Annotated in this window: 17 protein-coding genes; 1 reads left to right on the forward strand and 16 read right to left on the reverse strand. The window is 69.5% G+C overall.

Annotated features, from left to right (window positions below; genetic code table 11):
* Window positions 1–227: 227 nt before the first annotated feature.
* Window positions 228–2318: an alpha-galactosidase gene (locus OG293_RS04235; RefSeq protein ID WP_405997403.1), complete on the reverse strand. Its 2091-nt coding sequence runs from the start codon at window positions 2316–2318 to the stop codon at window positions 228–230.
* Between the two features lie 182 nt (window positions 2319–2500).
* Between OG293_RS04235 and OG293_RS04240 the strand changes: the two genes are divergently transcribed.
* Window positions 2501–3313, forward strand: a complete 813-nt coding sequence (locus tag OG293_RS04240; protein ID WP_405997404.1) for a tyrosine-protein phosphatase — start codon at window positions 2501–2503, stop codon at window positions 3311–3313.
* Window positions 3314–3435: 122 nt separating this feature from the next.
* On the opposite strand, the gene OG293_RS04245 is transcribed toward OG293_RS04240, so the two are convergent.
* The 15 genes from OG293_RS04245 to OG293_RS04315 all read right to left on the reverse strand — a co-directional run bounded on the left by OG293_RS04245 (window position 3436) and on the right by OG293_RS04315 (window position 20180).
* Window positions 3436–3564: a DUF6126 family protein gene (locus OG293_RS04245; protein ID WP_405997405.1), complete on the reverse strand. Its 129-nt coding sequence runs from the start codon at window positions 3562–3564 to the stop codon at window positions 3436–3438.
* A 91-nt stretch (window positions 3565–3655) separates the two neighbouring features.
* Window positions 3656–4276, reverse strand: a complete 621-nt coding sequence (locus OG293_RS04250; protein WP_405997406.1) for an XRE family transcriptional regulator — start codon at window positions 4274–4276, stop codon at window positions 3656–3658.
* A 75-nt stretch (window positions 4277–4351) separates the two neighbouring features.
* Window positions 4352–5737, reverse strand: a complete 1386-nt coding sequence (locus tag OG293_RS04255) for an aspartate aminotransferase family protein (RefSeq protein ID WP_405997407.1) — start codon at window positions 5735–5737, stop codon at window positions 4352–4354.
* Complete coding sequence (gene dxs, locus OG293_RS04260) at window positions 5734–7614, reverse strand: 1-deoxy-D-xylulose-5-phosphate synthase (protein WP_405997408.1); 1881 nt, start codon at window positions 7612–7614, stop codon at window positions 5734–5736. The genes OG293_RS04255 and dxs overlap by 4 nt, the downstream gene beginning before the upstream one ends.
* Before the next feature lie 25 nt (window positions 7615–7639).
* Window positions 7640–8806 (reverse strand): flavodoxin-dependent (E)-4-hydroxy-3-methylbut-2-enyl-diphosphate synthase, encoded by a 1167-nt coding sequence (gene ispG, locus OG293_RS04265; protein WP_405997409.1) that lies wholly within the window; start codon window positions 8804–8806, stop codon window positions 7640–7642.
* A gap of 4 nt (window positions 8807–8810) precedes the next feature.
* Window positions 8811–9833, reverse strand: a complete 1023-nt coding sequence (gene hpnH, locus OG293_RS04270) for an adenosyl-hopene transferase HpnH (protein WP_405997410.1) — start codon at window positions 9831–9833, stop codon at window positions 8811–8813.
* Window positions 9834–9838: 5 nt separating this feature from the next.
* Window positions 9839–10492, reverse strand: a complete 654-nt coding sequence (locus OG293_RS04275; RefSeq protein WP_405997411.1) for a 1-hydroxy-2-methyl-2-butenyl 4-diphosphate reductase — start codon at window positions 10490–10492, stop codon at window positions 9839–9841.
* Window positions 10492–12492, reverse strand: a complete 2001-nt coding sequence (gene shc / locus OG293_RS04280) for a squalene--hopene cyclase (protein ID WP_405997412.1) — start codon at window positions 12490–12492, stop codon at window positions 10492–10494. Before shc ends, OG293_RS04275 begins: the two co-directional genes overlap by 1 nt.
* 110 nt (window positions 12493–12602) lie before the next feature.
* On the reverse strand, window positions 12603–13679 hold the full coding sequence (locus OG293_RS04285; protein ID WP_406003497.1) for a polyprenyl synthetase family protein: 1077 nt from the start codon (window positions 13677–13679) through the stop codon (window positions 12603–12605).
* A gap of 38 nt (window positions 13680–13717) precedes the next feature.
* Window positions 13718–15103 (reverse strand): hydroxysqualene dehydroxylase HpnE, encoded by a 1386-nt coding sequence (hpnE, locus tag OG293_RS04290; protein WP_405997413.1) that lies wholly within the window; start codon window positions 15101–15103, stop codon window positions 13718–13720.
* A gap of 91 nt (window positions 15104–15194) precedes the next feature.
* A complete protein-coding gene (gene hpnD / locus OG293_RS04295; RefSeq protein ID WP_405997414.1) occupies window positions 15195–16133 on the reverse strand; it encodes a presqualene diphosphate synthase HpnD in 939 nt (312 codons plus the stop codon).
* Between the two features lie 8 nt (window positions 16134–16141).
* Window positions 16142–17059 carry a squalene synthase HpnC gene (gene hpnC / locus OG293_RS04300; RefSeq protein ID WP_405997415.1) on the reverse strand — a complete coding sequence of 306 codons (918 nt, stop codon included), beginning with the start codon at window positions 17057–17059 and terminating at the stop codon, window positions 16142–16144.
* A gap of 463 nt (window positions 17060–17522) precedes the next feature.
* Window positions 17523–18308, reverse strand: coding sequence for an ABC transporter ATP-binding protein (locus tag OG293_RS04305; protein ID WP_405997416.1), 786 nt, complete (start codon window positions 18306–18308; stop codon window positions 17523–17525).
* Entirely contained in the window at window positions 18301–19233 is a 933-nt protein-coding gene (locus tag OG293_RS04310; RefSeq protein WP_405997417.1) for an ABC transporter permease, read from the reverse strand. The genes OG293_RS04305 and OG293_RS04310 overlap by 8 nt, the downstream gene beginning before the upstream one ends.
* Before the next feature lie 101 nt (window positions 19234–19334).
* Window positions 19335–20180 carry a glycosyltransferase family 2 protein gene (locus OG293_RS04315; RefSeq protein WP_406003498.1) on the reverse strand — a complete coding sequence of 282 codons (846 nt, stop codon included), beginning with the start codon at window positions 20178–20180 and terminating at the stop codon, window positions 19335–19337.
* Window positions 20181–20201: the final 21 nt, after the last annotated feature.

Genomic DNA, 20201 nt, shown 5'->3' on the forward strand with positions numbered 1-20201 from the left:
GGCGGCGCCCCCGCCACGCACCGTCACGGATGAGATCCTGCTCACGAGCCGCGCGCCGCCCTCATTACAGACGGGGCACGCCATACTTAATCGCTCAATTCGGACAGAACAGTCATTCAATGACTATCGACCGAATAGTCTCGTTCACCGCCTAAGCGCTCACAATGCCGATGGAATTCCGCGGAGCCGGGCTGCCCATTTCGACCATTTCATCCCTTAGGGGCAGATCAGTGGCGGCGCAACCGGATCACCGTCGCGTCCATGTCGCCCTTCAGCCCGGTGTGCAGTCCGTGATGCAGCAGGACGGATCCGCGGTGCAGCGCGCCGGTGTCCAGGTCCTCGTAGGCCGCCGCGGAGTCGATACCGCGCAGCCGGAGCCGCGGCGGCTGCTCTCCGTAGTGCTGCGCCTGAAGCCAGGCGAGGACGACTGATTCATCGCCCTTGACGTACTGCACAGCGCTGAGCCCGCCCTCGGGCGCCCGCAGCCGGTACAGCTCGCCGTGCTGCACCAGCGGCCTGATCTTCTTGTAGAGCTCCACCCAGACACGGGCCTCGGCGAGCTCCTCCTCGGTCCACTCGGTGAGGTCGCCGCCGACCCCCAGGACACCGGCCATGGCGCTGACAAACCGGAAACGAAGCGTGCTGAACCTGCCGTTGAGCTGGACATTCGGACTGTCGGTGACCCACGCGGCCATGACCCTCGCGGGATGCAGCTGGGTGAAGCCGTGCTGGATGGCAAGCCGGTCCAGCGGGTCGGTGTTGTCGGAGGTCCACACCTGGTCGGTACGGGAGAGGATGCCGAGGTCGATCCGGCCACCGCCGCCCGAGCAGGACTCGAAGGCGACGGAGGGGTGCGCGGCCCGCAGCCGGTCGAGCAGTGCGTACAGCGCGTGCACATGCTCGACCCACAGCTTCTGGGGATAGTCCTCCCCCGGCCATCCGGCATCCGTGAAACAGCGGTTGAAGTCCCATTTCACATAGTCGACGGGCGTGCTACTCAGTAGGCCGTCCAACTGCCCCCAGAGGTATTCCTGCACGTCCTCGCGCGCGAGGTTGAGCACCAGCTGATTGCGGAATTCGATCCTGGCGCGTCCGGGGTGGTGCTGCACCCAGTCGGGGTGCGCGCGGTAGAGATCGCTGTCCGCATTGACCATTTCCGGTTCGACCCAGATACCGAACTGCATACCCAGCCCGTGCACTTCGTCGGCGAGCGGCCCCAGGCCGTCCGGAAAGCGCTCGGGATTGGGGGTCCAGTCGCCGAGTCCGGCCCGGTCGCTGGTGCGCTGCCCGAACCAGGCGTCATCGACGACGAACAGCTCGACGCCCATGGCCGCCGCCCTGCGCGCGAGAGCCCGCTGCTGCTTCTCGGAGATGTCGAAGCCGGTGGCCTCCCAGGAGTTGTAGAGGACGGGCCGCTCGGCCGCCGCGTCCGGTACGACGTGCGCCAGCTGCCAGGCGTGCCAGGCGCGGCTGGCCCCGCCGAATCCCTTGTCGCTCCACAGCCCGGCGAAGACGGGCGAGGTGTACGACTGTCCCGGTGCGAGTCGCAGCAGCCCGGAGTCGTCGTGGCCGACTCCGCCGGTGATCTGCACCACGCCGTCGGGCAGCTGCTGTACGGAGATCCGCCAGGACCCCGACCAGCCGAGCGCGCAGCCGTAGACCTCGCCCCGCTCCTCCGTGGCCCCTTCGGCGTCCAGCGCCACCCACGGCAGATGCTGGTGCCCGGTGTGGCCCCGGCGGCTGCCGATCACCTTCTCGCCGTAGGTGAGCTCCGACCGTACGAGCAGGGACTCGGCCGCCCACCGCCCGTGCAGCTGGCTGAGCCGCCAGCCGTCGCGCCGTGGGAGCGTCCAGGCCGCCGCGTCGGCCCTCAGCAGCTCCAGATCCGGTCCGTCGCCCGTGTGGGTGACGGTGACCCAGCGCTCGATGACATCGGTGTCGTCGCGCATCCGGTGGTGCAGGGTGAGATCCAGCCCGTGAACGGCGTCGGCGAGGCGGACCCGCAACTCGTCGCCGTACACCGCGGCCTCGGCGAAGCACCACTCGGTGCCCCGCACCTCGGGCGTGCGGACGGACAGCGCCGGACGTACGAAGCGCGGCCCGCCCTCGACCGGATACTCCTCACGGCCGTCGAGCTGGGACTCGAACGGCCAGGAGGGCGGAGGCCCCTGGGCCGCCAGTGCCTCGGCGTCGGCCCCGGAGATCCGTGGCCCCCAGTGGAGATGCAGCAGGTCGTCATCGTCCGTGAGGTGGAGTGCATAACTGCTTGTCGGTCCGGAGAGAACCCACGTACGACCCTTGCCCACACTCTCGATCATCCCGACCCCTCAGATATTCACAGGTTCGCACAGACTCGCACATCATCCGGTGGAAGTCGCCGCCGTGCAACGCCCTTGCGGGGACGGCAGCCGAAATGATTGCCCGATAAAGCAATGTCGTATCGTCAGGAACACGCCTTCGTCGGCGGCCAGCGTCGACGGCAGTCACTTCAGGAGCCCATGTGACGCAGCAGCTGCCGCAGGCCCCCTCGACAGAGCCCGAGCTGACCGGTGTGCGCAACTTCCGGGACGTGGGCGGACTGCCGACCGTCGACGGCCGACGCGTGCGGCGCGGACGGCTCTACCGCAGCGGGCACCTGGCGCACGCGACCGAGTCCGACGCCTCGTTCCTCGCGACCCTGGACCTGCACACGATCTTCGACTTCCGCAACGCCGCCGACATGCGGCTGGAGGGACCCGACGTCGAGCTGCCGGGCGTACGGAATGTGAATCTGCCGCTCAGCGATCCGGCCGACGGCGCGGAGTTCTGGAGGATGGTGCGGGACGGCAGTATCGACCAGCTGCGGTCGATCCTCGCCGACGGGAAGGCGGCCGGCCGGATGTCGGCGTCCTACCGGACGATGATCAGGCACCGCACGGCGGAGCACAGCAGGGTGCTGCACTCGCTCGCCGAGGACAGCGTCCCGGCCCTGATGCACTGCGCAGCGGGCAAGGACCGTGCCGGACTGTCGGTCGCGGTGTCCCTGCTGGCCGTCGGTGTCGAGCGGGACGCGATCGAGGCGGACTACCTGAAGTCGAATGATCCGCACCGCCGATACGTGGTCCGCCGCAGCGACAACTCCCCGGCCGGCATGTCACCGGAGGTGATGGAGCTGCTGTCCCCGCTCTTCGACGCCCGTGCCGAGTATCTCGCCGCCGCCTTCGACACGATCGAGCAGACCTGGGGCACCACCGAGCGCTATCTCGGCGAGGGCCTGAAACTCGGTGACGAGACGCGGGAGCGGCTGCGCGAGCGGCTTCTCGACGAGGTGTGAGGCTTCGGCGGCAGGGGCGTCCGCCCTTGCCGCCGGTTGCCCGTCGGCTTCCGCCGCCGGTTCTCGGCCGCCGCCGGGGTTCTCAGCCCTTGCTGCCGGTTGCGGCCCCTTGCCTCCGGTTCTCAGCCCTTGCCGCCCAGCGTGAACAGCAGATACAGGAACGCGGCGAACAGATGGCCCGCCACCAGGTAGGCGAAGAGCCGGATCACGAGGCCTCGGGGAAACTTCCCCTCCTCGTTGTATACGGACATGACGTGCCTCTCGGTCGTTTCGGAAGCGCCGGACGCGCCGGAAGTGCCAGACGCGCCAGACGCATCTGGGGCGTCGGACGTCTCGTGTGTGTCAGACATGGGGATGGATGTCGGGGCTCTGGAGCAGGGTGTGCACGAACAGCAGCTCCGCCCCGTCGGGGGTGGCCGCCGCGATGCGGTGCGGGGTCATCGAGTCGAAGTGCGCGCTGTCGCCGGGGCTCAGCTCGTGCACCGCGTCCCCCAGGGCCAGCCGCAGCCGGCCGTCGAGGACGTAGATCCACTCCTCGCCGGGGTGGACCCGCACCAGTTCGCCCTGGGAGGCGAAGGGCACGACCAGCCGCAGGGCCTGCATCGCCCGGCCCGGCCCGCCGGCCCGGTGGTAGGTCCAGCCGTCCGCGGCGGACGGTTCGCGCGTCCCGGCGCGGGTGATCGGGTCACGCTCCGGCGCCGACTCGCCGAGGAGCTCGGCGACCGTCGTACCGTAGACGCGGGCGAGGCCGAGCAGCATCGGCAGCGACGGCTGGCGACGGCCCGTTTCCAGCCGTGACAGATGGGCCGGGGACAGTCCCGCACGGTGGGCCGCGACCTCCAGGGTGAGACCGCGGCGGCGGCGCAGATCGCGCAGCTTCGGCGCGACGTCGGTCAGCGCTGCGTCGTCCGCCGCGTCAGCGGTTCTGGGGCCGGGGCGCGCTCCCCCGGGATGGCTGAGCATGCTCCCATTGGGCCAGCATCTTTCCCCTGAGGCAAATTTCTTGCCTCAGAGGCAAATGATCGACCAGCGGGCCGCTCAGCGGTTGGCGACCGCCTGCTTGACCAGGGTCTTTCCAAAGTCCCACATCAGGCCGCCACCGCCGTGCGCATCATCCATCACCGCGGTGAAAGCGTCCACGAACCGCTCCACCTCACGCTCTCCGACGGTCAACGGCGGAATCAGCTTGATCACTTCCAGGTGGTCGCCCGAGACCTGCGTGAGGATCCGGTGCTTCTGCAGCAGCGGCACGACGACCATCTGTGCGAAGAGGCCCTTGCGGGCCGCCTGGAGCATGGCCCAACGGCTGCGCAGCTTGATCGAGTCGGGCCTGCCGAACTCGATGCCGATCATCAGGCCCCGCCCGCGCACCTCGTGGAGCAGTTCGTAGCGCGGGACGAGCGCGGCCAGCCTGGAGCGCAGCAGCTCACCCGTCATCCGCGCGTTGGCGACGACCTGCTCGTCCTCGATCACCGACAGGACGGCGAGCCCGGCGGCCATCGCCTGGGCATTGGATCCGAAGCTCGCCGAGTGCACCAGCACCCGGTCCATCGAGGAGTAGACCTTCTTGAAGATCCAGTCCTTGCCGAGGGTCGCCCCGACGGGGACGTAGCCGCCCGAGAGCGCCTTCGCCACACAGACCAGATCCGGCTCGACGCCGTCCTCGTGCTGGTACGCGTAGAAGTCGCCGGTCCTGCCGAGGCCGGTCTGCACCTCGTCGGCGATCAGCAGCGCCTTGTGCCGGTGCAGCAGTTCCTGGGCCGCGCGGAGGAATCCGGGCGGAGTCGCATGCACGCCCTTGCCCTGGAGGGGCTCCACGACGAAGGCCGCCACATCGCCGCGCTTCAGCTCACGCTCCAGCGCCGCAAGATCACCCATCCCGATCGCCGTGTCGGGCAGCAGCGGCGCGAACCCGTCCCGGAAGCACGCCTCCCCGTTGACCGAGAGGGACCCGGTGGTCAGCCCGTGGAAGGCGTGCGCGCAGTACAGGATCCGCGGCTTACCCGTGGCGTAGCGGGCGAACTTCAGGGCGGTCTCCACGGCTTCGGTGCCGCTGTTCCCGAAGAACACCCGGTCCAGGTGCGGGCTGTGCGCCAGCAGTCTCTCCGCAAGCAGCCCGGGCAGCGGCTGGCAGTCGAAGCGGGTCAGGTCGGCGAGCGAGGCGTCCAGGACGTCGTGCAGCGCCTTGCGTACAACCGGGTGGTGCCGCCCGAGCCCCATCACACCGAAGCCCGCGAGCATGTCGAGATAGTCGTTGCCCTCGGAGTCCCAGAAGTACGCGCCCTCGGCCCGCTCGTAGACCTTGTCGAAGCCGATGGTGTGCAGCATCCGCGGAAGCTGGTGGTTGAGATGTCGCGCATGCAGCTCATAGCGCTCGGCGCCGCGCTCGGCGAGCAGCGTCGCGAGGTCGAACTCCTTGCTCATCGGCCGTTCTCCTTGCCTGCCAGGGCGGCACTGATCCGTCCCGCGATCTCCACCGGGGTGAGGCCGATGTCGGCAAGCACCTCACCGCGCTTGGCGTGCGCCAGGAACTGTTCGGGGATGCCGAAGGTCCGCAGCGGTACATCCACGCCCGCGTCGCGCAGCGCCTGTCCCACTGCGGAGCCCACACCGCCGTTGCGGCTGTTGTCCTCCACCACGGCCACCAGCCGGTGCTGCGCGGCGAGCGGCGCGAGTTGTTCGTCGACGGGCTTGACCCAGCGCGGGTCCACGACCGTGCAGGCGATCCCGCGCCCCTGGAGCAGTTCGACGGCCTTCAGACACACGGACGCGAGCGCGCCCACCGACACCAGCAGCACACCGGCGTCCTGCGCCCGGTGCAGTACGTCCATCCCCCCGATGCGGGCGATGGCCTCGACCGGCTCGCCCACCGACTCCTTCGGGAAGCGCAGTACGGTCGGCGCGTCGTCCACGTCGACGGCCTCGCGCAGTTCCTGGCGCAGCCGCTCCGCGTCGCGCGGCGCGGCGATCCGCAGGCCCGGGACGACCTGGAGGATCGACATGTCCCACATGCCGTTGTGGGAGGGCCCGTCGACGCCGGTGACACCCGCCCGGTCGAGGACGAAGGTCACTCCGCACCTGTGCAGGGCCACATCCATCAGCAGCTGGTCGAAGGCCCGGTTGAGGAAGGTGGCGTACACGGCGACGACCGGATGCAGGCCTCCGGTGGCGAGCCCGGCCGCGGAGACCGTGGCGTGCTGCTCGGCGATCCCCACGTCCCACACGCGATCGGGAAAGCGCTCGGCGAACTGCGTCAGCCCCACGGGGTGCAGCATCGCGGCGGTGATCGCCACGACATCGGGACGCTCGGCCCCGATGTCGGCGATCTCGTCGCCGAACACCGAGGTCCAGGAGGGTCCGTTGGACGGCGCGAGCGGTTCGCAGGTCAGCGGGTCCATCACGCCGACGGTGTGGAAGCGGTCGGCCTCGTCCTCCAGCGCGGGCTGGTAGCCGCGGCCCTTCTCGGTCCGGCAGTGGACCAGGACGGGCCCGTGGAAGCGCTTGGCCCGGCGCAGCGCCGATTCGACGGCCGCGATGTCGTGCCCGTCGATCGGCCCGAGGTACTTCAGGCCCAGGTCCTCGAACATCCCCTGCGGCGCGAAGGCGTCCTTGAATCCCTTCTTGGCGCCGTGCAGCGATTCGTACAGCGGCTTCCCGACGACGGGGGTGTGCTCCAGGACGTCCTTGCCCCAGGCCAGCACCCGCTCGTAGCCGTCGGTGGTGCGGAGGGTTGCGAGGTGGTTGGCGAGGCCCCCGATGGTCGGCGCGTAGGACCGCTCGTTGTCGTTCACCACGATGATCAGCGGCCGGTCCTTCGCCGCGGCGATGTTGTTGAGCGCCTCCCAGGCCATGCCGCCGGTGAGCGCACCGTCCCCGATGACGGCGACGACATGGTCGCTGCGGCCGAGCACCTGATGGGCCTTGGCCAGCCCGTCGGCCCAGCCGAGCACGGTGGACGCGTGGGAGTTCTCGATGACGTCGTGTTCGGACTCCTCGCGCGAGGGGTAGCCGGAGAGCCCGCCCTTGCCGCGCAGCTTGGAGAAGTCCTGCCGGCCGGTGAGAAGCTTGTGGACGTAGCTCTGGTGCCCGGTGTCCCACAGGATGCGGTCGGCGGGCGAGTCGAAGACCCGGTGCAGGGCGACGGTCAGCTCCACCACCCCGAGGTTGGGGCCCAGATGCCCCCCTGTCCTGGCCACGGCGTGGACCAGGAACTCTCTGATCTCCTCGGTGAGTTCTCCGAGTTCCGTTTCGGTCAGCGCCTTGAGATCGCGCGGCCCCCGGATGGTCTCAAGAATCGTCACGGTCGGACCCCCTTCACATGCTGGTTCAGCTCACGGTGACGGCGGGCGGACCCGAGACCGTCCCTGCGTCCTCCATCTGCTCGGCGATCTTCATCGCCTCTTCGATGAGGGTCTCGACGATCTTCGACTCGGGCACCGTCTTGATGACCTCGCCCTTGACGAAGATCTGCCCCTTGCCGTTGCCGGAGGCGACACCGAGGTCCGCCTCACGAGCCTCCCCGGGACCGTTGACGACACAGCCCATGACGGCGACACGCAGCGGCACCTCCATCCCCTCAAGTCCCGCGCTGACCTGGTCGGCAAGCTTGTACACATCCACCTGAGCCCGCCCACAGGAAGGACAGGACACGATTTCCAGCCGCCGCTGCTTGAGATTCAACGACTCCAGGATCTGGATACCGACCTTGACCTCCTCGGCGGGCGGCGCGGACAGCGAGACCCGGATCGTGTCGCCGATGCCCTCACTGAGCAGCGCACCGAACGCGACCGCGGACTTGATCGTGCCCTGGAACGCCGGCCCCGCCTCCGTGACACCGAGATGAAGGGGGTAGTCGCACTGGGCTGCAAGCTGACGGTAGGCATTGACCATCACGACCGGATCGTTGTGCTTGACCGAGATCTTGATGTCACGGAAGCCGTGCTCCTCGAACAGGGACGCCTCCCACAACGCCGACTCGACCAGCGCCTCCGGGGTGGCCCTGCCGTACTTCTTCAACAGCCGCGCATCGAGCGAACCCGCGTTCACCCCGATACGGATCGGGGTGCCCGCATCGCCCGCCGCCCTGGCGATCTCCTTCACCTTGTCGTCGAACTGCTTGATGTTCCCCGGGTTCACCCGCACCGCGGCACAGCCCGCGTCGATCGCCGCGAAGACATACTTCGGCTGGAAGTGGATATCGGCGATCACCGGGATCTGCGACTTGCGCGCGATGACCGCCAGCGCGTCGGCATCATCCTGCGTCGGGCACGCGACCCGCACGATCTGGCACCCCGACGCCGTCAGCTCGGCAATCTGCTGAAGCGTCGCACCGACATCCGACGTCCGCGTCGTCGTCATCGACTGCACGGACACGGGCGCGTCCCCACCGACGGCCACCGAACCGACCTGGATGCGCCGCGAGGTGCGGCGCAACGCGATCGGCCGGGCCGGCAGCTCCGGGAGTCCCAGGGCGACTGTCTCTCCTGGGGCCATCACGTCACCCGCGGTTTCCCGAGACGGTCTCACGGGCCGCCCTGAGGGACTCCTTGAGGGAGCCCATCGTGGCGAGGACGGCGGTGGGCTCGTAGCCGCAGTGCGCCATGCAGTTGGCGCAGCGTGGGTCCTTGCCGCGGCCGTACTTGCTCCAGTCGGTCTCCTCGATGAGCTCCCGGTAGGTCGGGACGTATCCGTCGCTCATCAGATAGCAGGGGCGCTGCCAGCCGAAGAGGGAATAGTTGGGAATCGCCCACGCGGTGCACGGGAAGTCGGCCTTGCCCTCGAGGAAGTCGAGGAACAGCGGCGAGTGGTTCAGCCGCCAGCGCCGCCGGTTGCCGCCGGCGAAGGACTTCTTGAAGAGCTCACGAGTCTGCTCGACACCGAGGAAGTGCTCCTGGTCGGGCGCCTTTTCGTAGGCGTACGCGGGCGAGATCATCATCTCGTCCACCTTCAGCTCGTCATTGAGGTAGTTGAGCACCTCGATGACGGTCTGAGGGGTGTCGGTGTTGAAGAAGGTCGAATTGGTGGTGACCCGGAAGCCGCGCTTCTTGGCCTCCTTGATCGCCTCGACTGCTTCGTCGAACACTCCCTCCTTGGCCACCGATTCGTCGTGCCGCTCGCGCAGACCGTCGATGTGCACGGCGAAGGCGAAGTAGGGGGAAGGGGTGAAATTCTCGATCTTCTTCCGCAGAAGCATCGCATTCGTGCACAGGAAGACGTACTTCCTCTTCGCCACCAACTGGCGCACGATCTCATCGATCTGCGGGTGCATCAGGGGCTCGCCGCCCGCAATGGAGACCATCGGCGCCCCGGACTCCAGCACCGCCCCGACCGCCTGCGCGACCGGCATGCGCTGCTTGAGGATTCCGGCCGGATGCTGGATCTTCCCGCACCCCTCGCACTTCAGATTGCAGGCGAAGAGAGGTTCGAGCTCGACGATGAGCGGAAACTTCTCACGCTTGCGGAGCTTCTGTTCAAAGAGGTACGTCCCGACCCTGATGGTCTGACGGAGCGGCATGGCCATCTAGCTCACCTCCTGGGGAGCAGCAAAGAACGGTGCCATTCGAAGAATGCAGGAAGGACGGCACGAAGAACACGGAAGGCTGATATTCCACCGCGCACCGTGCCAATACGGACCAGCTCATGCTCTGGAGCGTCCACGACCACCCGGACGGCCGCAACCGGGCGGGGCCCGGCGCGCAGAGCGCTGCGGAGCGTGGCCGCGGACTCCATGTCCACCGCGATCGCCCCGGTGGCGCGCAGTTCTGCCCTTTCGTGCCCCCGCACGACATGATCGGAGCCGGTCAGCGGGCCGGTGTGCACGGTGCGGCCGGGCACTGCCCGGGACACCGCCTTGACCAGCAGTTCCGTGTCCGTGCAGGCCGTCGAGCCGTCGGCGTGGCGGGTCTCGTCGGCGACCACCAGATCCCCGGGGTGCATCCCCGGGGCGAGCCCCGCACAGAAGCCGGACGCGACGACCACCGCGTCCCGCAGGCGCCCCTCACCCAGCGCGCCGAGCACGGCACGCTCCGCACTCTGCGGACCCATTCCGGTGCGCAGCACGGTCAGCGGACCGCGCGCCCCGCTGCGGTCGCCGCTGCGCAGGGCGAGCTTCTCGATGCCGAGCGCGCAGGCGATCAGCAGCGGAGCGGTGGAGCCGGACAGCTCCGCGGATCCGTCCATCAGCCCCCCTTACGGTGGTCCGCACGGCCTGCGAAGGGCTCACCGTGGACGTAGCGGCCGAGCGCCGTGAGCGGGAACACCTGACGGTAGAGGTGGTAGTTGATCGAGAAGTCCCAGGGGAAGCCGGTGCCGGTGAAGTAGGGCTCGTCCCAGGACCCGTCCGCCTGCTGCGTCCCGGTGAGCCAGGCCACGCCCCGCTCGACCGTCCTGCTCTCCCGCTCCCCCGCCGCGAGGAGCGCCATCAGCGCCCAGGCCGTCTGGGAGGCGGTGGAGGCGCCATGGCCGATCCACCGCTCCTCCCGGTAGGAGCGCAGGTCCTCTCCCCAGCCTCCGTCGTCGTTCTGTACGGATTCGAGCCAGCGCACGGCCCGGCGGATCGCCGGGTGCGAGAGGGGCAGTCCTGCCGCGGTCAGCGCGGGCACCACCGACCCCGTGCCGTAGACGTAGTTGACGCCCCAGCGTCCGAACCACGCCCCGCTGGCCTCCTGTTCGGCGAGGAGCCAGTCGATACCGCGCCGGGTGCGCGGGTGGTGGGCCCTGCCCTCGTACGCCAGCATCTCGACGACATGCGCGGTGACGTCGGCGGAGGGCGGATCGATCACCTCGCCGAAGTCGCAGAACGGCAGCCGGTCGGGGAAGGCGCTGGTGTTGTCGGCGTCGAACGCGGCCCAGGCGCCGTTCTTCGACTGCATCCCCATGGTCCAGCGGCCGGCCCGCGCGACCGCCGCGTCGACCTGATGCGGGTCCGGGTGCCTGACCCGGCGCAGGGCGAGGATGACCTCGGCCGTGTCGTCGATGTCGGGGTAGTTGTCGTTGTGGAACTCGAACGCCCAGCCGCCCGGGGCCAGCCCCGGCCTGCGCACAGCCCAGTCGCCAGGCCTCACGATCTCCTCTCCGAGCATCCAGTCGGCGGCCCTGACGAGCGCCGGGTGGTCGGCGGGCAGTCCCGCGTCGGCCAGTGCGATGGTGGCGAGGCAGGTGTCCCAGACGGGCGACTGGCAGGCTTCGATCATGCGGGCGCCGTCCTCGCGCCAGATGGCGAAACGGTCCAGCGACTCAAGCCCGGCGCGCATCACCGGATGGCCGAGGTCGTAACCGAGCAGATGGAGCGCGATGACGGAGTACACCGCGGGCGGCTGGATCCCGCCCCAGCAGCCGTCGTTCTCCTGGCGTTCGATGATCCAGCGCGCCGCGGCGTTCATCGCGAGCCGACGCACCCCCCGCGGTGCGACCTTGTGGTACGCATGCAGCAGCTTGTCGGTCCGCTGGAAGAAGCCGTCCCAACTCACGGCCGGGGCAAGGGGCTTGGCTGGGTTCGGAAGCCGTGCGTCGGTGTGCAGCTCGTCGAGCGCGAAGGGCGCGGGCCGCACCGGGCGCTTCGCCGAGACGACCGTGAGCGGCACGATCGTCTGACGCGCCCAGCAGCCGAAGTCATAGATGTTCAGCGGAAGCCACTTGGGCAGGAAGATCAGTTCGGGCGGCAGCTCGGGAAGGTCGTCCCACTTCCACCAGCCGAAAAGCGCCAGCCAGATCCGGGTGAACACCCGGCTCGCGGCGATGCCGCCCTGGTCCCTGATCCAGGCGGATGCGCGGGCCATGTGCGGGTCGTCCGGCCGGTCACCGGCCAGCCGCAGGGCGACGTACGCCTCGATGGTGGCGGACAGTTCGCCGGGCCCTCGGTAGAAGGTGGCCCAGGTGCCGTCCTCGCGCTGCTCTCCCCGGATGAAGCGGCCCGCCGCCCGGGCGGTCTGGGTGTCCAGGATTCCGAGGAACTGACGCAGCAGCAGATCCTCGGCGTCCATGGTCACATTGGTCTCGAGGTCGCCCTTCCACCAGCCCTGGGCGTCCTGCCGGCCCAGGAGGTACTCGACGGAGCGTTCGGCCGCGTGACCGGCGCTCCGCAGGACGTCGCTCGTCTCAAGGGCCGTGTCGGTCGTTTCACTGGCCGCGGTTGCGCCGGCCCCCGCGGGCCCGCTGCTTCCGTCGGTCGTCGCTGTCATGGCTTCCCCTTCGATGCAGTGGGTCTCTGCTGTGCTGGGGTCTCCGTCGGCCGGCACCCGGTTTCCCGTGCACCGGCCGGCGACTGCGATTCATATGAGGGTGATGGCGATCATCTCTTTCGTACGACGACGAAGTCGGCGAGCGCGGTGAGCTGAGCCCTTACCTTGCCCGGCATGTCGACGCGGTCCAGCGCCTCGATGGCGATCGCATGCTGCCTGCGGGCCTCCTGGGAGGTCCACTCGCGTCCGCCCGACTCCTCGATCAGGGCTGCCCTGGTGGCGAACTCCTCCTCGGAGAAGCTCTCGAAGTCACTGCTCTTCGCGTCGGCCGCGAGCAGCTCGCCGAGGCGCTGCGACGCCGCACCACCCGCGGCGAGGGCGGCCACGACCGGCAGGGACTTCTTGCGCTGACGCAGATCGCTCCAGGTCTGCTTGCCGGTGGCCACCGGGTCGCCCCAGATGCCCAGCAGATCGTCGACCGCCTGGAAGGCGAGGCCGAGGTGGTAGCCGTACGCCTCCAGCGTGTCGGCCATCTTGTCGTCCGCCCCGCCGAGGACCGCGCCGATGGAGCAGGCGCAGGCCAGCAGCGCGCCCGTCTTGTTGCCCTCCATCTCCAGGCACTCCTCGACGGTGACCCGCTCACGAAGCTCGTAGGAGATGTCCTGGGCCTGACCGTCGATCAGCTTGCGCGTGGCGGTGGTCAGCCGGCGCGTGGCGCGGCCCGCCTCCACGGTGCCGAGCTCCAGCAGGATCTCACCGGCGAGGGCGAACAGCGCGTCGCCGACGAGGATCGCCTGGGCGGGTCCATGGACCTTCCACACGGTGTCGCGGTGGCGGCGCTGCTCGTCGCCGTCCATCAGGTCGTCGTGCAGCAGCGAGAAGTTGTGCACCAGCTCCACGGCGACGGCGCCGGGAACGCCGACCTCGGGCGCCGCCCCGGCCGCCTCGGCGGACAGGAGCGCGAGCGCGGGCCGTACGGCCTTGCCGCCGTCGCCGTCGGCGGGCCGCCCCTCGGCGTCGATCCAGCCGAAGTGATAGGCGGCGACGGTGTCCATGGGGGGCGCGAGCCGGTCGACTGCGGCACGCAGCACCGGGGTGGACATCGTCCGCCCGCGCTCCAGCAGCGCAAGGATGTCCAGGCTCTCTCCTCCGGCTGCGGTGACATCAGCCGGGTTCGCCGAGGGCACAGTCGGCACGGTCTCTCCTCTTGTTCCAGTACTGGTGCTCACGCCGCCTCCTTGAGCGGATGTTCATGGGGACGGCCGAGCGCGGAGAGCGCGGCGCCGGCGGCGCTGAAGCCGCTGCGTACGGCACTCTCCATGGTCGCGGGCCAGCCGGTGGCGGTCCACGCGCCCGCAAGGTACAGGCCCGGGGCGCGCGTGCGCGCGGCGGGGCGCAGCCTCCCGACGCCCGGGGCGGGAGCGAAGGTCGCCGTCCGCTCCCGGGTGACGAAGAAGTCCCGCACCTGGGCACCACGAGCGCCGGGCAACAGCCGCTCCAGCTCGGGCAGATACCGCTCACGCAGGGCGGCGACCGGCGTGTCGATCTCGTCTTCGGCGGCGGACTGGGACAGGGCCAGATACTGCCCGTCGGCGAGCCCCGACGCCTCGGTACGGTCGAAGACCCACTGGACCGGTGTGCCCAGCGCGGCGAAGAAGGGGCGGCGCAGCACCTTGCGGTCGTACAGCACGTGGATGTTGAGGATCGGTGCGGTGCCGATGTCGAGGAGTCTGTCGGGGTCCTCGAGGGCGCCTTCGGGCAGCAGGGCGTGGGCCTCTCGCTGCGGTACGGCGAGGACGACGGTGTCCGCGTCGAGCTGCTCGCCGTCCACGTCGACGCGCCAGCGCCCCGATTCGCCGCGGGAGACGGCACGGACCCGGGTGGACAGTTCGGTGCGTACGCCGGCCGAGTCGAGGGCCTTGCGGGCGAGCGTGTCGTGGAGTTCCCCGAGGGGCACGCGCGCCCAGCCGATGTCGGCCGCACCGGGCTCGGAGAGCAGTCCGGTCTTGAAGACCATCGCGGCGAGGCCCATCGAGGCGTTCGGCGCCGTGGCGTTGAGTGTGGCCACGCCGACCAGGTCCCACAGGGCCTCGACGGTGCGCTGCGACTGGCCGTGACGGCACAGCCAGGTGCCGAAGTCGATGCCGTCGAGCGCCGGGTCGGCCGGGTCGAGCCTCTTCAGGGCGAGTGCGGCGCGCCCGACACTCGCCCGCTCGGCGAGCGACAGATGCGGATACGTGGCAAGGCTTGCGGCGAGGTGCAGGGGCACGGGCAGTGCGGTGCGGCGCAGCCGTCCGAGGCGCGGGCCGTGCGGGCGTGCGACGTCCAGCACGGGGACGTCCAGCCGGTCCTGGAGGGGAGCGAGGCCAGCGCCGTCGATCCGGTCGAGGAACCAGCGGTAGGCGGTGCAGCAGCGCAGGTACACATGCTGACCGTTGTCGACGGTGAGGTCGCCGCGGCGGAAGGAGAAGACGAGACCGCCCAGTCGCGGGCGGCCCTCGACCAGAGTGACGCCCACTCCCGCGTCGGCGAGCCGCAGCGCCGCGGTGACTCCGGCGATTCCGCCGCCGACCACCACCGCGTGCCGTGACCGCATGTCGTCGTCCCTCATGCGACCTCCCCCGGGCCGGTGACGGCCGTCGCAGTCAGGGACGCCGCGCCGGGCGGGACGGTTGCGCGCCGCTCGTGGGCATACGTCCGCATCAGACCCGCCCCCTGTGGGTCTGCCGGGTGATGTGCCGGGCGTCAAGTCCGGACAGCCCGCGGACGGCGACGTACGCCTTCTCGCGGCCGGGCAGGGACACCCGGCCGCGCAGCACCGCCTCGGGGTCGCGTTCGATGCGGTCGAGCAGGCGCCGGTAGATGCCGGCCATCGCGGCGACACAGGCGCCGCTGCGCCGGTCGAGCATGGGCAGCAGCCGGTATCCCTCGGCGAACAGGGTGCGGGCGCGCCGCACTTCGAAGTGGACCATGCCCGCGAAGTCGGAGCCGGGCGGCGGGGTGGCGGTGTGGAAGCCCTCGGAGCAGCCGAACTTGGCAAGGTCGTCCGCGGGCAGATAGGTGCGCCCGTTGGCCGCGTCCTCGCGAACGTCCCTGAGAATGTTGGTGAGTTGGAGGGCGAGCCCCAGGGTGTCGGCGTACTCGGAGGCACGCTCGATGCCGCGTGCGCCGGGCTGGGTGCCGAACACGCCGAGCGAGAGCCGCCCGATCGCGCCCGCGACGCAGCGGCAGTAGACCTTGAGGTCGTCCCAGGTCTCGTAGGTCTTGCCGCTGACGTCCATCAGCACGCCGTCGATGAGCTCGTCGAGTCCGCCGAGCGGGATCGGGAAGCGGTGCGCCGCGTCCGCGAGGGCGACGGCCACGGGGTCGGTGTCGTCCTCGGCGACGACGCCTTCGCGGATCCGGTGCAGGACGTCGCGGGTACTTTCCAGCCGCTCCCGCTTGGCCTCGGGCGTGAGCGCTCCGTCGCCGATGTCGTCGATGCGCCGCGAGAACGCGTAGAGCGCCGACATGGCCTGCCGCTTGTCGGTCGGCAGCAGTCTGATCCCGTAGGCGAAGTTACGCGCCTGCTGACCGGTGACGGTTTCGCAGTAGCTGTACGCGGCCTGCACCGGCGCCGACACCTCTGTCGGTCCCTCCATCGTCCGGCTCACCCCTCTCTACGCGCTCTTCGCAAGACTGCTCCCACTTCACGCAGCAGACGCGCCTTGGTCGGCCTGGGCGGTCCGGGCAGGACGTCGTGTCCGGTCGCCGCGATCGCGGTGAGGGCCGCTCGTCCCCCGGCCACGAACCCGGCGAGCAGAAGCCGCAGCCTGCCTTGGACGCTCCCCACGAGCGGAGTGCCTTCGTTCAGCAGTTGGCGGGCGCGTCCGGCTTCGTACGCGATCAGCGCGCGCACCGATGCGCCCGCGGCCGGGGCGGCGAGGTCGGCCTCGGTGACCTGGAAGCGCCGCATGTCCTGCGCGGGCAGATAGATCCGGTCACGGCCGAGGTCCTCGCGCACGTCCTGGAGGTGCTCGACGATCTGGAGCGCGGTGCAGACGGCGTCGGAGCGGCGCACGCGCTCGGGACTGTCGGCCCCGGTGATCTTGAGCACGAGCCGGCCGACCGGATTGGCGGAGAGCTCGCAGTAGGCCACGAGCTCGTCATAGGTCTCGTAGCGCCCGACCAGCTGGTCCTGGCGGTTGGCCTCGATCAGCCCGATGAAGGGCTCGGGGGTCAGCGAGCGGCGGCGCACGACCGGCTGGAGCGCGCGCAGCAGCGGGTGGCGCGCCGTGCCGCCCGTGGCGAAAACGCGGCGCAGGTCCGTCTCGAAGGCGTCCAGCATCATGAGCCGGTCGTCGGCGTTCGCGGGGTCGACGCCCAAGTGGCGGGCGTCCGCGCCGCCGGGAGCCAGGTCGCCGTCGCCGATGTCGTCGACAAGACGGGCGTAGCCGTACACCGCCATCAGGTCGTCGCGCCAGGCGCGCGGCAGAAAGAAGGGGGCTACGGGAAAGTTCTCGTCCGCGGCCTTGTCGAGCGTGGCGCGCGCGGACGCGGCGGGGCCCGCCTGCCGGGTGCCCGTCATACGGAGCTGCCCGGTGCGGGGACGGCGAAAGCCTCGCGGAGCTGGAGATTTTCCGTCATTGCCGTCACATCTCCCGTTCTACACTGCCGATCCAATCCATCCTATTTCGGACACGCCGCCGGTCCTCCCGACTGGGGGAGACCGCCTGGCGGACGGGATGCCTAGGGGGTATCGCCCCGATTGCCGCGATTCAGCACCGGTACAGCTTACGTTGTACAACGCCCAGTGATACGTCGGGGTGTTCCGCGCATTACAAGAACACTTCAATCCCGGCCAACCTTCCCCTGCGAAAGGGGAGTTGACCTTGGCTTGACGACCGGGCCCGGTTGTCGACCGCGGCACACGCCTTCGTCCCCCCAGAGACGCGGAAGGCCCCCGCCAGGATGCAGCGGCGGGAGCCTTCTTCGGGAGATTCTCCTGGAACTGAGGGGTCCGGCCGCCTGCCGGTCACCGTCACGTCCGGCTACTTGCCGGTCTCCTTCTCGTACGCCTTGAGGACCTCGCCCGTGGGCCCGTCCATCAGGAGCTCGCCCTTTTCCAGCCACAGGACGCGGTCACAGGTGTCCCTGATCGAGCCGAGGCTGTGGCTGACCAGGAAGACCGTGCCCGCTTCCTTGCGCAGCTCGCGAATGCGCTGCTCGGAGCGGATCTGGAACTTCCGGTCACCGGTGGCCAGCGCCTCGTCGATCATCAGCACGTCGTGGTCCTTGGCCGCCGCGATGGCGAACCTCAGCCGCGCGCCCATGCCCGAGGAGTAGGTGCGCATCGGGAGGGTGATGAAGTCGCCCTTCTCGTTGATCCCGGAGAAGTCGACGATGTCCTGGTAGCGCTCCCGGACTTCCTCGCGGGACATGCCCATGGCCAGTCCACCGAGGATGACGTTGCGCTCACCGGTCAGGTCGCCCATGAGCGCGGCGTTCACGCCGAGCAGGGAGGGCTGGCCGTCGGTGTAGACCTTGCCGTGCTCCGTGGGCAGGAGTCCGGCTATGGCGCGCAGCAGGGTCGACTTGCCGGAGCCGTTGGTTCCGATGAGACCGATCGCCTCGCCGCGGTACGCCGTGAACGAGACACCGCGCACGGCGTGCACCTTGCGCACCCGCCGGGACTCGCCCTTGTCCCGCCCCACGATCCGGCTCAGTGCGGCGGTGGCGCTGCCCTTGCCGCCCGCTCCGCCGTGCACGCGGTAGACGATGTGCACGTCGTCCGCGATGACGGTGGGGATGCGTTCCTGGATCTTGTCTTCAGCCACGGCCGTACCGTTCCTCAGCCTTCCAGAAGTACACGAACCCGACGACGCCGAACAGAACCGCCCAGCCGACCGCGAACGCCCAGACGTGCGGCGGCAGGTTCTCGGATCCGTAGCCCTTGATGAGCCCGAAACGGACGAGATCCATGTAGATGGCCGCGGGGTTCCATTGCAGCACATCGGCGATCCAGGACGGCTTGCCCTTGAGCATCACCGGGATGGAGAACATCACGCCGGACGCGTACATCCAGGTCCGCATGATGAACGGCATCAGCTGCGCGAGGTCGGGCGTCTTGCTGCCCATCCTCGCCATCATCAGCGCGAGGCCGGTGTTGAACACGAACTGCAGCACCAGGGCCGGAATGATCAGCAGCCAGGACAGCGACGGATAGCTGCCGAACGCGATCGCGATCAGGAACAGCACGACCATCGAGAACATCAGCTGCTGGAGCTGCTGCAGGGCGAAGGAGATCGGCAGGGACGCCCGTGGGAAGTGCAGTGCGCGCACAAGCCCGAGATTGCCCGCGATCGCCCGCACGCCCGCCATCACCGAGCTCTGGGTGAAGGTGAAGACGAAGACACCCGTCACCAGAAACGGAATGAAGACCTCGTTGGAGATACCCTTCTTCGTCCCCAGGATCAGCGCGAAGATCAGGTAGTAGACGAGCGCGTTGAGCAGCGGGGTCGCCACCTGCCACAGCTGGCCCAGCTTCGCCTGGCTGTACTGGGCGGTCAGCTTGGCCTGCGAGAAGGCCAGGATGAAGTGGCGCCGGCTCCACAGCTGCCCGATGTACTCGACAAGCCCGGGCCGGGCACCGCTCACCGCGAGGCCGTACTTGGCGGCGAGCTCCGCCGAGGAGAGGCCCTCGTCGGGGGATGGCGGGGCGCTCATCACGATCACACCACCGTCGTGGATTGTGTCACTCACAAGTTGAAACTTTCGTGTTCAAGATGCGCGGCAGTTCGGGCGCGGCTTGGGGCGTCGCCGGTTCCCGGAGTACGCCCGAATGGTCTCAGAAACCGAGCTTGTCAGACGATGGGAGGTCGGCCCAGTCGGGTGAGCCGCCATACCGTACGCCACTTCATGGGCCGACGGGGACCGCAGGGTGTCCGCCAGCCCTCCTTGAAGCCGCCGAACCAGGCCTTCAGGGCAGCCTTCGAAGGGCGGCGCAGCAGCGTGAGGAGCACCCAGACACCGAGGTAGAGGGGGACCAGGGGCGCGGGCAGATTACGGCGGGCGAGCCAGACCCGGTTGCGGGCCACCATGCGGTGGTAGACCGCGTGCCGGGACGGCGGCATCGTCGGGTGGAACAGCACCATGTCGGAGCGGTAGTCGATCGCCCAGCCCGCGTCCAGCGCACGCCAGGCGAGATCCGTCTCCTCGTGGGCGTAGAAGAACTCGTCGGGCAGGGTGCCGACCTCGGCGAGGACCGTCGTCCGCACGGCGTTGGCACCGCCGAGAAACGTTGTCACGCGCGAGGAGCGCATGGGGTCGGAGGCGCGCAGCCGCGGGACGTGGCGGCGCTGGGTGAGCCCGGTCTCGGGGTCGGCGATACGGAAGCTGACGATGCCGAGGCCCGGATCGGCCGCGAAGGCCTCGCGCACCAGCTCGCCGGTGTCACTGTTGGGCAGCAGGCCGTCGTCGTCGAGGAAGAGCAGCACGTCGACGTCCGAGCCGCAGGGGCCGAACGCCTCGATGCCGACGTTGCGACCGCCGGGGATGCCCAAGTTGTCGGGCAGGTCCACCGTGCGGACGGCCTCGGGCACGCCGGTCACGGGGGCTCCGTTGCCGACGACGACCACCTCGATCGGGTCACCGTCCTGCTTGGCGACCGAGTCGAGGAGGGCGCGCAGATCGTCGGGGCGGTTGCCCATCGTGATGATGACGGCGCCGAG

Origin of the sequence: Streptomyces sp. NBC_00829 (assembly GCF_045161795.1) — a bacterium.
In the GTDB taxonomy this organism is placed as follows: Bacteria; Actinomycetota; Actinomycetes; order Streptomycetales; family Streptomycetaceae; genus Streptomyces.